General features: G+C 63.3%; 15 protein-coding genes. 6 read left to right on the forward strand and 9 right to left on the reverse strand.

Going from position 1 to position 11,869, the window contains the following annotated elements:
- Nucleotides 1-81: 81 nt before the first annotated feature.
- On the reverse strand, nucleotides 82-1,242 hold the full coding sequence (locus ACTZWT_RS08835) for a GNAT family N-acetyltransferase (protein WP_444769307.1): 1,161 nt from the start codon (nucleotides 1,240-1,242) through the stop codon (nucleotides 82-84).
- Nucleotides 1,243-1,510: 268 nt separating this feature from the next.
- Here ACTZWT_RS08835 and ACTZWT_RS08840 point away from each other — a divergent pair, with 268 nt between their 5' ends.
- Nucleotides 1,511-2,971 carry a caspase family protein gene (locus ACTZWT_RS08840; protein WP_444769308.1) on the forward strand — a complete coding sequence of 487 codons (1,461 nt, stop codon included), beginning with the start codon at nucleotides 1,511-1,513 and terminating at the stop codon, nucleotides 2,969-2,971.
- Nucleotides 2,972-3,086: 115 nt separating this feature from the next.
- Here the strand turns inward: ACTZWT_RS08840 and ACTZWT_RS08845 are convergent, their stop codons facing one another.
- Together ACTZWT_RS08845 and ACTZWT_RS08850 are read right to left on the reverse strand one after the other, a co-directional pair.
- Nucleotides 3,087-3,326: a PilZ domain-containing protein gene (locus ACTZWT_RS08845; RefSeq protein ID WP_444769309.1), complete on the reverse strand. Its 240-nt coding sequence runs from the start codon at nucleotides 3,324-3,326 to the stop codon at nucleotides 3,087-3,089.
- 193 nt (nucleotides 3,327-3,519) lie between these two features.
- Nucleotides 3,520-3,984: a PaaI family thioesterase gene (locus tag ACTZWT_RS08850; RefSeq protein WP_444769310.1), complete on the reverse strand. Its 465-nt coding sequence runs from the start codon at nucleotides 3,982-3,984 to the stop codon at nucleotides 3,520-3,522.
- 330 nt (nucleotides 3,985-4,314) lie between these two features.
- Between ACTZWT_RS08850 and ACTZWT_RS08855 the strand changes: the two genes are divergently transcribed.
- Together ACTZWT_RS08855 and ACTZWT_RS08860 are read left to right on the forward strand one after the other, a co-directional pair.
- On the forward strand, nucleotides 4,315-4,596 hold the full coding sequence (locus ACTZWT_RS08855) for a hypothetical protein (RefSeq protein WP_444769311.1): 282 nt from the start codon (nucleotides 4,315-4,317) through the stop codon (nucleotides 4,594-4,596).
- A 155-nt stretch (nucleotides 4,597-4,751) separates the two neighbouring features.
- On the forward strand, nucleotides 4,752-5,438 hold the full coding sequence (locus ACTZWT_RS08860; protein ID WP_444769312.1) for a Crp/Fnr family transcriptional regulator: 687 nt from the start codon (nucleotides 4,752-4,754) through the stop codon (nucleotides 5,436-5,438).
- Nucleotides 5,439-5,498: 60 nt separating this feature from the next.
- On the opposite strand, the gene ACTZWT_RS08865 is transcribed toward ACTZWT_RS08860, so the two are convergent.
- The 4 genes from ACTZWT_RS08865 to ACTZWT_RS08880 all read right to left on the reverse strand — a co-directional run bounded on the left by ACTZWT_RS08865 (nucleotide 5,499) and on the right by ACTZWT_RS08880 (nucleotide 7,564).
- Entirely contained in the window at nucleotides 5,499-5,636 is a 138-nt protein-coding gene (locus tag ACTZWT_RS08865; RefSeq protein ID WP_444769313.1) for a hypothetical protein, read from the reverse strand.
- Nucleotides 5,637-5,917: 281 nt separating this feature from the next.
- On the reverse strand, nucleotides 5,918-6,277 hold the full coding sequence (locus tag ACTZWT_RS08870; RefSeq protein ID WP_444769314.1) for a hypothetical protein: 360 nt from the start codon (nucleotides 6,275-6,277) through the stop codon (nucleotides 5,918-5,920).
- Between the two features lie 499 nt (nucleotides 6,278-6,776).
- The gene (locus tag ACTZWT_RS08875) at nucleotides 6,777-6,926 is read right to left on the reverse strand and encodes a hypothetical protein (RefSeq protein ID WP_444769315.1); all 150 of its coding nucleotides are present in this window, start codon (nucleotides 6,924-6,926) and stop codon (nucleotides 6,777-6,779) included.
- 239 nt (nucleotides 6,927-7,165) lie between these two features.
- Nucleotides 7,166-7,564 carry a response regulator gene (locus tag ACTZWT_RS08880; RefSeq protein ID WP_444769316.1) on the reverse strand — a complete coding sequence of 133 codons (399 nt, stop codon included), beginning with the start codon at nucleotides 7,562-7,564 and terminating at the stop codon, nucleotides 7,166-7,168.
- A 196-nt stretch (nucleotides 7,565-7,760) separates the two neighbouring features.
- On the opposite strand from ACTZWT_RS08880, the gene ACTZWT_RS08885 reads away from it, so the two are divergent.
- Entirely contained in the window at nucleotides 7,761-7,946 is a 186-nt protein-coding gene (locus tag ACTZWT_RS08885; RefSeq protein ID WP_444769317.1) for a hypothetical protein, read from the forward strand.
- An 84-nt stretch (nucleotides 7,947-8,030) separates the two neighbouring features.
- On the opposite strand, the gene ACTZWT_RS08890 is transcribed toward ACTZWT_RS08885, so the two are convergent.
- Nucleotides 8,031-8,294 (reverse strand): hypothetical protein, encoded by a 264-nt coding sequence (locus ACTZWT_RS08890; protein ID WP_444769318.1) that lies wholly within the window; start codon nucleotides 8,292-8,294, stop codon nucleotides 8,031-8,033.
- A 199-nt stretch (nucleotides 8,295-8,493) separates the two neighbouring features.
- Here ACTZWT_RS08890 and ACTZWT_RS08895 point away from each other — a divergent pair, with 199 nt between their 5' ends.
- Nucleotides 8,494-9,372: an IS1595 family transposase gene (locus tag ACTZWT_RS08895; protein ID WP_444769319.1), complete on the forward strand. Its 879-nt coding sequence runs from the start codon at nucleotides 8,494-8,496 to the stop codon at nucleotides 9,370-9,372.
- Between the two features lie 51 nt (nucleotides 9,373-9,423).
- Here the strand turns inward: ACTZWT_RS08895 and ACTZWT_RS08900 are convergent, their stop codons facing one another.
- On the reverse strand, nucleotides 9,424-10,551 hold the full coding sequence (locus ACTZWT_RS08900; protein ID WP_444769320.1) for a hypothetical protein: 1,128 nt from the start codon (nucleotides 10,549-10,551) through the stop codon (nucleotides 9,424-9,426).
- A gap of 217 nt (nucleotides 10,552-10,768) precedes the next feature.
- On the opposite strand from ACTZWT_RS08900, the gene recA reads away from it, so the two are divergent.
- On the forward strand, nucleotides 10,769-11,863 hold the full coding sequence (gene recA / locus ACTZWT_RS08905) for a recombinase RecA (RefSeq protein WP_011442619.1): 1,095 nt from the start codon (nucleotides 10,769-10,771) through the stop codon (nucleotides 11,861-11,863).
- The last annotated feature ends 6 nt before the right edge of the window (nucleotides 11,864-11,869 follow it).

The raw sequence follows: 11,869 nt of genomic DNA on the forward strand, positions 1-11,869 counted from the left end.
CATAGTCGCAGTGCCTCATCGAGGTTTTGAAGCGAACCGACCTTACCACTCCTCACCATGAGGTCGTGCTCGTTGTGAGTTCTAGCGTTTCAGCAGCCGCTTCGCGGTCTGGCGCAACGCCTCGCGCGCGCGTAGCGCCAGCGTGATCGGTCCGAACAGCGGATCGCGCGGCTGCAGCGGAATCAACAAATCGCCGACGGCGAAGCGTCCGCGCCAGATCGGATCGATCATCGGATGATCCGGGCCGGCGGTGGAATCCGCCATGGTGATCGCCGGATCGGCGCAGAAATGCCGCGTCAGTTCCAGCGTCAGCAGCACGCCGGGCGAATGTCGCGCGAAGCTCTCGGCGATGCCGAGTTTGAAGAAATAGGCGCGCTCCTGATGCCGCAGCACGATGCCCGCGGCGATCGGCTCTTCGCCCGCGTGCAGCAGCGCGATCTCGCAGGCGCCGCGCCCGGCGAGCGTGATCGCGGCCAGGCGCAGCCGCGCCGCCAATTCCGGCAGGTGCAGCAGCGCGGTGCCGCGGCGGCCCTTCCAGCCGCTGGCCTCCAGCGCGAGGAATACGTCATACGCCGCCGCCACCGCGTCCGGCGTCTGCGCCACGCTGAATCGCGCCTCGCCGTGGTCGCCGAGCCGGCGCAGCAGCCGGCGATATTCCTTGAGACGCTTGCCGCCGAGCGCGCCGCGCAGCAACTCGTCGGCATCGCGCGTGGCGTCGAGGCAGGCGCGCGACCAGCCGCGCAGCAGCACCGGCGCGAGGCCATTCCCGGCGGCCGCGCGTGAGAACGTTCGCGCTGCGTCGCCATCGCGGGCGACGTCCCGCAGCAGCAATGCCCGGGCCCCGGTGGCGCGGGCCCGCGCGAGCATCGCCGTGGCCGCATGTTCGGCGGCGTCGCGGTCGAGCAGAGGAGTGTCGAGAGAGCGGAACGGATCGGCGGAGACCAGCACCGGCAGCGGCAGCCGGAATGCGCGCCACGCCGACACCACCGGCAGCAGCCCGGTCAGGGCGCCGGCATCGTCCTGCGCGATCAGCAGGCGCGTCGCTGCGCGAGCCCGCGGATCGCCGTTTGCGGCCATCGCCCATTCCGGCAGGTAGTAGGCATTCGGCTCGAGCACCCGGCCTGCCAGATCGCGCCAGGCGCCGGCATCGATCGCCGCCATCAGCGGCAGCGCGGCACGCGTCGTGGCCGCGTCGGCTTGCGTGGCGCGTGCGATCGGCGATGAATTTGCGATGTCGACCAACGTCAGCTTCCTGCGCGCAGCGGCGCGGCCGCGATCGATCGCGGCGCCCTGCGAGAATGAAAGTAACGGACGGGGCTTGGAAATCAGTGAGTTCCAGCGATCATTTTAGGGAGTAGTGTTAACCGACGCTTGCCCGCGCGAGCACTCGGTTGCGTGGGGCGGAATGAGGGTTCCGGTGGCGGCGTCCAATTGCCACGGGCCCGGCGTGAACCCGGTCGCTGCCGCGGCCGACCAACTGCGGGAAATTGCTTTGGAAGAGGAGAGGCCGATGTTGCGTGCGATGCTGTGGAACGCGGCGGTAGCTGCAACGATGCTGCTGGGGACGGAGGCTGGGCTGGCGGAAAGCCGCGTCGCTCTGGTGGTCGGCCAATCGGCCTATCGCGCCGTGCCGGCGCTGCCGAATCCGGTCAACGACGCCAAGGCGATCGAGAAGATGCTCGGCGATGCCGGCTTCGAGGTCACGGCGGCCAACGATCTCACCCAGACCGAGTTGCGCCAGATGGTCGGCGATTTCGCCGCCAAGGTCGCGGCCAAGGGGCCGGACACCGTGGCGCTGATGTTCTATGCCGGTCACGGCATTCAGGTCGACGGCGAGAACTATCTGGTTCCGGTCGACGTCGATCCCAAGCGCGAGGCCGATATTCCGCTGCAGGCGGTGCGGCTCAACGACGTGCTCAACACCCTGACCTCGGTGCCGACGCGGACCCGCATCATCATGCTCGATGCCTGCCGCAACAATCCGTTCCCCGAGATCAGGAAGACCACCGGACAGGGGCTGGCGCTGGTCGACGCCAAGACCGGCGCGCCCGGCACCTTCCTGTCGTTCTCGACCTCGCCGGGCGCCGAGGCCGAAGATGGCGGCGGCACCAACAGCCCTTACACTGCGGCGCTGCTGAAGGCCGGCCGCGAGAGCGGACTGCAGATTGAGGACACCTTCAAGCGTGTGCGTCTGGCGGTCAATCAGGCCACTTCGGGCCGGCAGACGCCGTGGGAAAGCTCGTCGCTGGTCGACGATTTCCGCTTCTTCGGCTCGGCCGAGGACGGCATCAAGCCGGAGAAGAAGCGCACCGTCGACGAATGGAAGGCCTTCCTGAAGGGCAAGCCGATCGAGCAGGCCAACGAACTGATCGTCTCGGACGGTTCCGGCGACGCCTATGAGGCGTTCGTATCGCTGTATGCCGAGCCGCCGCTCGGCCCCGAGGCGAAGCGCTGGCTCGACCGCTTTCGCCAGATGCAGGCCTGGAACCGGGCGGTGCTCGCCAACAGCGGGCCGGCCTACCGGGCGTTTCTGGATCGATATCCCGACAGCGACCTGACCCCGACCGCGAAGAAGCTCGAGGAGCGTCAGCGCAACAAGCCGGTGCCCGCGGTGGCGATTCCGGCTGCGACGCAAGCCAGCTTGACCCCGCCGGCCGCCGCGGTGGCGCCCGCGTCCGCGGCAGCTTGCCAGTGCAGCACTCCGCCGGCGATCCAGAAGAAGGTCGACAAGTCCAAGCCGAAACGCGTCGAGCGGACGGAGCCGCCGAAACGGACCGCCCAGCCGCCGCGCGGCCGGGTCTACTACGAGGATGATGACGACGTCGTCGTGGTTCGGCGACCGCCGCCGGTCTATTACGGTCCGCCGCGCGGCCCGAGCATTTCGATCGGCGGCGGCATCCGGGGCGGTGGTTACGGCGGCGGCCCGAACAGAGGCGGCGATGGCGGCCGCGTCGGCGGCAGCCGCTACTGACGGGCCGGACCATAGCGTGCGCGCTGAGGCAGTCATCCGTGGCCCCGCCGGCTTCGGCGGGCCACAAGGATGCGAGGGGATGCAGAACGTTGGATGCTGTTGCGCGAAGTCCGCGCTAACGGAACGCGACGCCGATGCGCTGGGCCGCACTCCATACGGGGCGGCAGCGATGCTTCACCTTGTCGGTCTCGATCACCAGCACGAATTCCTCGGGCAGGGCGACAGGCCCTTCGACGTCGATCCGCGCCCCGGTCGCCGACAGATTGCGGACGGTGCAGTCGAATCCCGCTCCGCCGATCGCGATCGTGCCGCGCTTGAAGACGCGATGGCGCGGCGTACCTCGTCTATCCATCATCGCTGTTGTCCGAGTTCACACGACTGCCACCAATATCGCGCGAGCAGCTTGCAAACCCATGAATCCGGTCGCCGCTCCGGGCCGGCTTCGGTTGAGGTTTTGTTCACCAAGGGGGCGGGCCTCGCGGCGCCGACCCAGTGTCGGCCTCGTCACCGCGGCGAAACAAATCCTCGGCGAGTGACCGCCGCAGCGGTCAGAGCATCGCGAAGGCGCTCGACACCATCGCCACCGGCTTGCCGTCGGCGGCGCTGAGCAGTGTGACGCGGCCGAAACTCATGGTGCGGCCGAGCCGCACCACCCGCGCATCCGCCAGCACGTCGGACGAGGCGACCGCCTTGAGAAAATGCGTGGTCTGATCGACCGTGGTCATCGGACGGAAGCCGCGATTGGCGGCGAGGATCGCGAGAACCATTGCGGTGTCGGCCAGCGCCATCAGGGCCTGCCCGCAGACGATGCCGCCGCTGCGGCACAGCCGTTCGGAGAACGCCATCCGCAGCGTCGCGCCGGGCTGCCAGTCGCGACTGGCGCCGGGGGGCGGCGCCGTCTCGATCGCGTCCACCGACAGGTCGAGGTCCTGCACCCAGGGGGCGAACACCTCGACGAGCGTGCGCCGCGCATCCGCGAGGCCGAATTCCGCCATCTGGCCGCTCTCCGTCATTTCGTCTCCCATGCTCTGGCTTGTTTTGGTTTCTGTACGTGTCCGTACCGGATTCTGCGGCCCGGAAGTCCTTGAATTGCCTATATCGGACCCGATTCTTGCCGGCTTGAAAACGCCACGGTCGTTCCCTTATGGTCCCCCGCAGGGCGGTGGGTGGCGTATGGCGAAGCGTTCGGTTCTGATATTCGGCGTGGTTGCCGCGGCAATTCTCCTCAACGGCTGCACCAAGTGCGGCCCGATCTGGGAGGATTGGATGCAGTCGCCGAAATCCTGTCGGTCCGATCGTCTGTAGCGCGGCCGAAGCCGTCAAGCGCGCGAAGGGAGTCTCCAATGAAGTTGTTGCGCGGCGTCGCAGTGAGCGTCCTGCTGGCCGGGCCTGCCTATGCGCAGATGCCGAATGTCAATCTGGTCCCCGAGATTCAGCACAAATCGCCGGAAGAGAAAGCGCAGGACGCGATCAGGGAGAAGGCCTATCGCGAATCGCTGCGCAAGATTCCCGATGCCAAGGGGCCGAGCGATCCGTGGGGCGACGTACGTAGCAACGAGCCTGTATCGGCGAAGCCGAAGACCGCGACGACGAGGTCGAAGAAGACCGGGCAAACCGCGAACTGATTTCGGCCGGGACACGCGTAGTGCGTGTTCAAAACGGCACAGATTTTTTCCGGAAATTGATGTTGATGGACCGACGCGGCGAATGTTTCGCCGCGCGGCTCTTGGGCGCCTGCGATCGATGGCGGAGAGCTTGCTTCGCGATTGCAGGATGAGACGTGAATTCTTACGAAGCGGCGTTCGATCCCACCGCGTTTCTCGGCAGCGCTGGACCCGGCCGGATCGTGCAGCAATTCCGCAAGAACCAGAGCATTTTCGCGCAAGGTGAAAAGGCCGACAGCGTGCTGTTTCTGCAGCACGGGCGCGTCAAGCTGGTGGTGATGTCGGAGCAGGGCAAGGAGGGCGTCGTCGCGATTCTGGACTCGGGCCAGTTTTTCGGCGAGAGCGGGTTGATCGGCCGGCGCCGCCTGTCGACCGCGGTGGCGCTCGAAGATTGCCTCATCACCACGCTGGCGAATGCCATGCTGATCACTACGCTGCAGCGCGAGCCCGGCATGTGCGAGTTCTTCATGACTCACCTGCTCAGGCGCAACTGCCGGGTCGAGGAAGACCTGATCGATCAGTTGTTCAATTCCAGCGAGAAGCGTCTGGCGCGGCTGTTACTTCTCCTCGCTGATATCAACCCGGGCGACACCGCCAAGTCGCTGCCCGTCGATATCAGCCAGCAGACTCTCGCGGAAATGATCGGTACGACGCGGTCGCGCGTCAGCCATTTCATGAACAAATTTCGCAAGCTCGGCTTCATCGACTACAACGGTCACATCGAAGTGTATCCGTCGCTGCGCAGCGCGGTATCGCCCGACAAGGCGCGACTGCCGGAAGGCGACGCGCGGTCTATCGATTGAACGATCGCTGATTGCTGAGCGGAATGAAAGCGGCGGCCGGCGGGCGGCGCGAACAGGCTTTCAGCCCTTTTCGCCGAGCAGCCTGCCCGACGAGCGATTGACGAAATGCACGTGGGTGCAGGCGGGGCAGCGCACCTGTTCGAAGGTCGTCGGGTCGGACGAGGCCACTTCCTCCGCGATCCAGGTCTGAACCTTCATGGCCGTCCGTGGACATTTGTAGATGAGATGCGCCATCAGGTCGGAGCCGGATCTTCCACGAATTTTTCCGACCATTGCCGGTCCCCGCCCGGGCCGTTTGATCTGAATCAATAGTAGTAATATTCTACCATAAATTAACGGCAATGGCCGCTGGCGAGGCGTTCGGGCTCCTTCGCATGGTAGCCGGGTGTAGCGTTCCCCGCAGATCAACCCGTTGACCCGGTTCGCAAAAAAGCCGCCCCACCCGGGGCGGCTTTCGGTCGGTCGAGGCGTGGTCGGCGTTATTGGCGCGCGCAGCTCAGCACGATACTGGTCGAACTCGGTCCGCAGCGGGCGGTCATTACGCCGTTCTCCACGACGATCGTGTCGCTGAATTTGGCAGAGGCGTTGCCGATGCAGAGCGCCGACACCAGCGTCTCGCCGCTTTCGCAGGTCATCGGGCAGCCGTTCGACGAGCAGGTGGTCGAACTGGCGGTGCGGATGCTGCTGGCGGACGCGCCGTCCTTGCCGGGAGGTCCGGGGGGGCCCGCCGGTCCCTGGGCGCCCTGTTCGCCCTTCGGCCCGGGCGTGCCCTGGCCCACCTCACAGCCGGCCAGCGCAATGGCCGCCGTCATCATCACGATCAAAGTCCCGAGACGCATTCCTACACTCCCTGTGACAGACGGCCCGTGCATTGCGCGGCGGGCCTGATGCGAGCGATTGTCGACACCCGTCGATCTTGCTGCATCGCGCGCTCGAGCGCGAGCCCGCAATGCGGCCGCGACCGATCTACTTCAGCACCGATCAGAGAATATTGCGATGGCGGAAGCGACACGAGACGGCTCACGGCAGTCGTCGAGATCGCGCCGCGATGCAGAGCGACCCGTCCGGCGACAACGCGGCGGATACGACCGCGGCGGGACATTCGCGTAGCAGGTGGCGGCATTCTGAATCTAAAGAGCCCCGAACGAGGCCATGTTCGGGGCTCTCCGTCAGCGTCGGAACTCCCCACCTCTAGAAAGTTCGGCATTGACGGAGGCAAGCTATCCGCGAGTGCCTCCGCCGCATTGCGTGAAATCAAATACCGACGCGTCCGCGCGGCGATGCAGCCAGCGCCCATAGGTCGCACCTGCCGCGGCAGTATCGGCGAAGCGCTGACCATCACGTCGCGGTGCGATCGGATCGTTCGCGTTGGGCGAGGGAGAGGCTGGCGATCAGCTGCAACAGGACGCGGCGGCGCTCTTCGTCGTCGGTCTCCGACAGCAGCCGCCGATACAGCTTCAGGTTCTCCTCGCGAACAAAATCGTCCAAGGATCTCCCCGTTGGTTTCGGGCGGACTCAGCCGGCCTCGGGACAGGTACGAACGTGTACGACGACGCGAATGCTGAATGTATATCTCGCTGCTAATCGCTGTCGATCCGAAGTCGCACCGAGCGATGCGGGAAAACGACGGACGCTGTCAGGAGACGGCTGGCAGAATGCTACGTCAGTGCAGGGAACTGGCATCCACAGTGGGATTGGCGCCGGCGGGCAGTGTCACGCGGTCAGAGTCACGCGGTCGGCGGCGCGGCGGGATTGGCGCTGTTGAGAAGTTGCGTCACGGCGGCGACCACCTGCGACGGCGCGAACGGCTTGGTGAGCAGCAGGCTGCCTGGAACGCCGCGGGAGGCCCATTCGGCGGCGCTGTCGCCGGTCATGTAGATCACCGGAAACGCGGGATCAGCCTCGCGGGCGAAGCGGCCGACGTCCCAGCCGTCCATTCGGTCGCGGCCGAGATTGACGTCGGTCAGCAACGCGCGAAAGTGCCGCTGCTCGCCGAGCAGTTTCACGGCTTCCTCACCAGATGAAGTGATCACCACGTCGAAACCGCCTTCTTCGAGGGCCTCCTGCACGACGCTCTGGATCATCGGGTCGTCTTCGACGACCATGACGACGATAGGATTATCCAACACGTTTCCCTGCCTCAGGCGAAATCAGTGATGCGCATCGACAAGTCGCACCGGCTCCCGAAGTTCCGCGGCGCGGAAGACCGCCGGGAAAGCCTCCCGAGAAAGGCGGCCGTAAAGCCACCCATGATTCCAATTGTGGATGGCCGTCCTATGCCGACACGCTAAAGCAATCGTGAACAGCGGAGATCGTTGCAAGATGAGTTGGTACGTCGACGCCATTCTGATCGGAATTGTTCTGCCCTGGATCATCGTCACCTATCGGCTGATCGCGGCGTTTCGTCAAAGCGTGGCGAAGGGTGTGACGACATGGGCGATGTGGGCGGCGCCGTGCGTGCCGGCGATGCTGCTGCTGATGTGGGGCGTCACCAGTCTGCGCCAGTGAACGGGCGTACGATGCCGCACGCAGCGGCGGCGGGACACGACACAACGCGCATCACCACGTGATGCGGCCGCGCAGGGCGCGTCCTCAGCCGGGGTAGCCGTCGTCGTCGCTGCTGCGATGAATCGACAGCATCGTGCCGTTCTTGATCCGGCGGACCTCGGTGAACGCGCGCTGCACGCCGAGATCGGCGGAGTCGGTCGAGAAGGTGATCAGCTTGTTGCAGTTCGGGCACTGCACCTGAACGCCCTCGCGAACGTTCCTGATCTTCTCACGAAACGGCACCCGGCACTTGGTGCACAGCACCCGGATCTTGTCCGGTGATTTGGGCGGGGCGAGCGGCATCGTCATGCTGCCGTTCTGCGCCGGGAGCATTGAGAAACGATGAACGTCGCGCTGGCGCTATCGTGGGAGTCCACCTAGTTCAGCGCGATATCCGATCCCGGCCGAGATGATTAAGGGCAAAGCGTCCCTCAAGGGCATATATACCCTCTAGACATGTAGAACAAACCCCGATAGAGTACATATATTCTCAGGGGAGGCGATCCACATGGCCCAGAAGCCGAACAAAATTCGCGAGTTTCAGAAGCGGTTCCCCACCGAAGATGCCTGCCTTTTGCACCTGATGCGCAACCGGTTCGGCGAGCGGTTCACCTGCTTCAAGTGCCAGAAAGAGGCGACCTATTACCGGGTCAAAAAGCGCCGCTCGTTCGAGTGCGAGCATTGCGGCTATCAGGTCTATCCGACCGCCGGGACACCCTTTGAAAAAACCCGCACCAGCCTGCGGGACTGGTTCTATGTCATGTTCCTGTTTTGCGAGACGCGGAACGGCGTGGCCGCCAAAGAGGTCCAGCGCCAGCTAGGCGTGACCTACAAAACCGCTTGGCGCATGTGCCACCTGATCCGCCTTTATATGGGCTACGTTGACGGCGATGCGCCGGTTGGCGGACCCGGCAAGACGGTAGAAGCGGACGAGACGTTTATCGGCGGCGTCGATAAGCAGGGCGAGGATGACAAGGCAATCGTGCTTGGCATTGTCGAGCGCGGCGGCGACGTTGTTACCCGCGTCGTGCAGGCTCGCACCAAGACCCATATCGTTCCGCATATCGTGCGGTTCGTGAAAGAGGGGTCGCGGGTCCACACGGGCGAAGCGTCAAACTTCAAGCTGCTCAAAGAGCGCTACGGCTACGACCACGAAATGGTTGACCACTCCGCCAAGGAATACGTTCGCGGCGACGTTCACACCAATTCAATCGACTCGTTCTGGTCGCAAGTGAAGCGCGGGATCACCGGGACTTACGTTTGGGTTTCGAAGAAGCACTTGCAGCTTTACCTGCGCGAGTTCGAGTATCGCCATAACCTCCGCCGCCAGCCTGCTTTGATGTTCGAGCTTCTTTTGCAGGCTTTTCCGAAGGTACGGGTTGAGTGACCATTGCTTGCAAAAGCTGGTCGAAACGTCGCGTCGAAGATTTTGGTTTGCTCATGGTGAGGCCTGTCTCCTGATTTCTAACAGATCCCCCTGCGCCCGATTCCTCCATGCGATAAAGTCCTGAAGGCCTTTTTCAAATCCAAGTTCAGGCTCGTTCATCACAAACAACAAAGCTTCCCGCGACGCGTCGGATTTCATCGATGTGCTAGCGTATTGATAGGCCACCAAAAACCTTTCGACTAGCGGAGTTAACTTATTCCAGTAGGTAGGCTGAACAGCAATGGTGATGTCTTGATATTGCGGAAATTTGGCACGCAGTTTTTCTATGCGATCAATGCATGTCTTTATGTTGTCCCGGTAAGCCAACAACTCGTCCCAATATTTAGGGTTGTTGGCTGGGTCCTTTATCGCATTCCACCAGTTGGTTCGAAATCGGGGGCCATCGTCGATGGTCCTCTGCATGTCGTTCTGAAGAACGTCCAGAAAGCTATCGATTACTGGAAGTTTCTTTCCAGCCTCATAATCATTCAGGGGCCGCTGGGAATAGCCCTTCAGCGGCGTTGGCGAATTTCGAAGCTGAGAAATTGTAAACCCGTCCAGCACGGTGGGCCACGGCCCCAAATCACTACCCCAATGCGTGATGTATGGCCCGTTCCCGTCCGATGCATCTCCCATTGTGAAATTACTCGCGGATGGGTCGCCAATTCCCGGATTCGTCTTTTTGCCACTCTTTGCTAGGTAAACATTGATCGAATCTAAAAGAGGATTCCCTGTGGTTGATTGTACGGCAGTGACGGCGGTATCCGGCAGGCCACTCTCGATTTTGGTAATCGCCGTTTGGTTTTGGATCAGATACCAAATCGCGAATCCGGCGAACGTTACCACGCTCAGAAGCATTCCAATCACTGGATAGGACATTCGGACTGACCTCGGCCTAGTCTGCCAATAGATCAGCGCCAGCCCCGCTATGGCAACTAGAAGGGCCGTCCCTGGCGGAGGGTTCAGCGCCATTTGAAGCGCCCCGCCGACCCATGTGGGGTCTCTATTCCTCTCGTAGAAGAAGTCGAAGGTAGTAAGCGCAGCCAAGACTTTGAGAGCGAGCCTCCCGAGTGCCGGCAGTTCCCATAGGATAACAGCAGTAGAGCCGAGGCCAATAATGACTTTGATTGCCCTACGCATCCAGTCGTCTCCCGCCGCCCTAAGCCGACTCTAGGGCTAGTTGTGGCAGACGGACAAATACCGCTACTCATGGGTACATGTCCAGAGGGTATATATCTGCCCTCAAGCTGAAAAGAACATATTGCGAACGGAGAACAAAAAGTGTACATTGCATTCTGTCGGCCATGGGCCGGCGCGGTTTGTCCCACCGGCGAATCCCGTTCATAAGGAGCTTCATATGGCTGCTGCCCCCACCGCTTTGCGTATCGTCGAAGGATCCTCCATGGACAAAACCAAGGCCCTGGCCGCTGCGCTGTCCCAGATCGAGCGCCAGTTCGGTAAGGGCTCGGTGATGAAGCTCGGCAAGAACGACCGGTCGATGGATATCGAAACGATTTCCTCCGGGTCGCTCGGGCTGGACATCGCGCTCGGCGTCGGCGGCCTGCCGAAAGGGCGGGTGGTCGAGATCTACGGGCCGGAATCCTCGGGCAAGACCACGCTGGCGCTGCATTGCGCCGCCGAAGCCCAGAAGAAGGGCGGCATCTGCGCCTTCATCGACGCCGAACACGCGCTCGACCCGGTCTATGCCCGCAAGCTCGGGGTCAATGTCGACGAGCTCCTGATCTCGCAGCCCGACCATGGCGAGCAGGCGCTGGAGATCGCCGACACGCTGGTGCGCTCCGGCGCGATCGACGTCCTGATCGTCGATTCGGTCGCCGCTTTGGTGCCGCGCGCCGAGCTCGAAGGCGATATGGGCGACGCGTTGCCCGGCCTGCAGGCGCGGCTGATGAGCCAGGCGCTGCGCAAGCTCACCGCCTCGATCAACAAGTCCCACACCATGGTGATCTTCATCAACCAGATCCGGATGAAGATCGGCGTGATGTACGGCTCGCCGGAAACCACCACCGGCGGCAACGCGCTGAAGTTCTACGCCTCGGTCCGGCTCGACATCCGCCGCATCGGCCAGATCAAGGAGCGCGACGAAGTCGTCGGCAACCAGACCCGCGTCAAGGTCGTGAAGAACAAGCTGGCGCCGCCGTTCAAGCAGGTCGAGTTCGACATCATGTACGGTGAGGGCGTCTCCAAGATGGGCGAGATCCTCGATCTCGGCGTCAAGGCCGGCATCGTCGAGAAGTCCGGCGCCTGGTTCTCCTACGACAGCCAGCGGCTCGGTCAGGGCCGCGAGAACTCCAAGGCGTTCCTGCGCGCCAATCCGGACATGACCGCCAAGATCGAAGCCTCGATCCGGCAGAATTCCGGCCTGATCGCCGAACAGATTCTCGCGGGCTCGCCGGAGAGCGACGCCGACGGCGAGGAGCCCGGCGACGAGTGAGCGCGA

The sequence above is a fragment of the Rhodopseudomonas sp. NSM genome, from assembly GCF_052445935.1.
Classification (GTDB): domain Bacteria; phylum Pseudomonadota; class Alphaproteobacteria; order Rhizobiales; family Xanthobacteraceae; genus Rhodopseudomonas.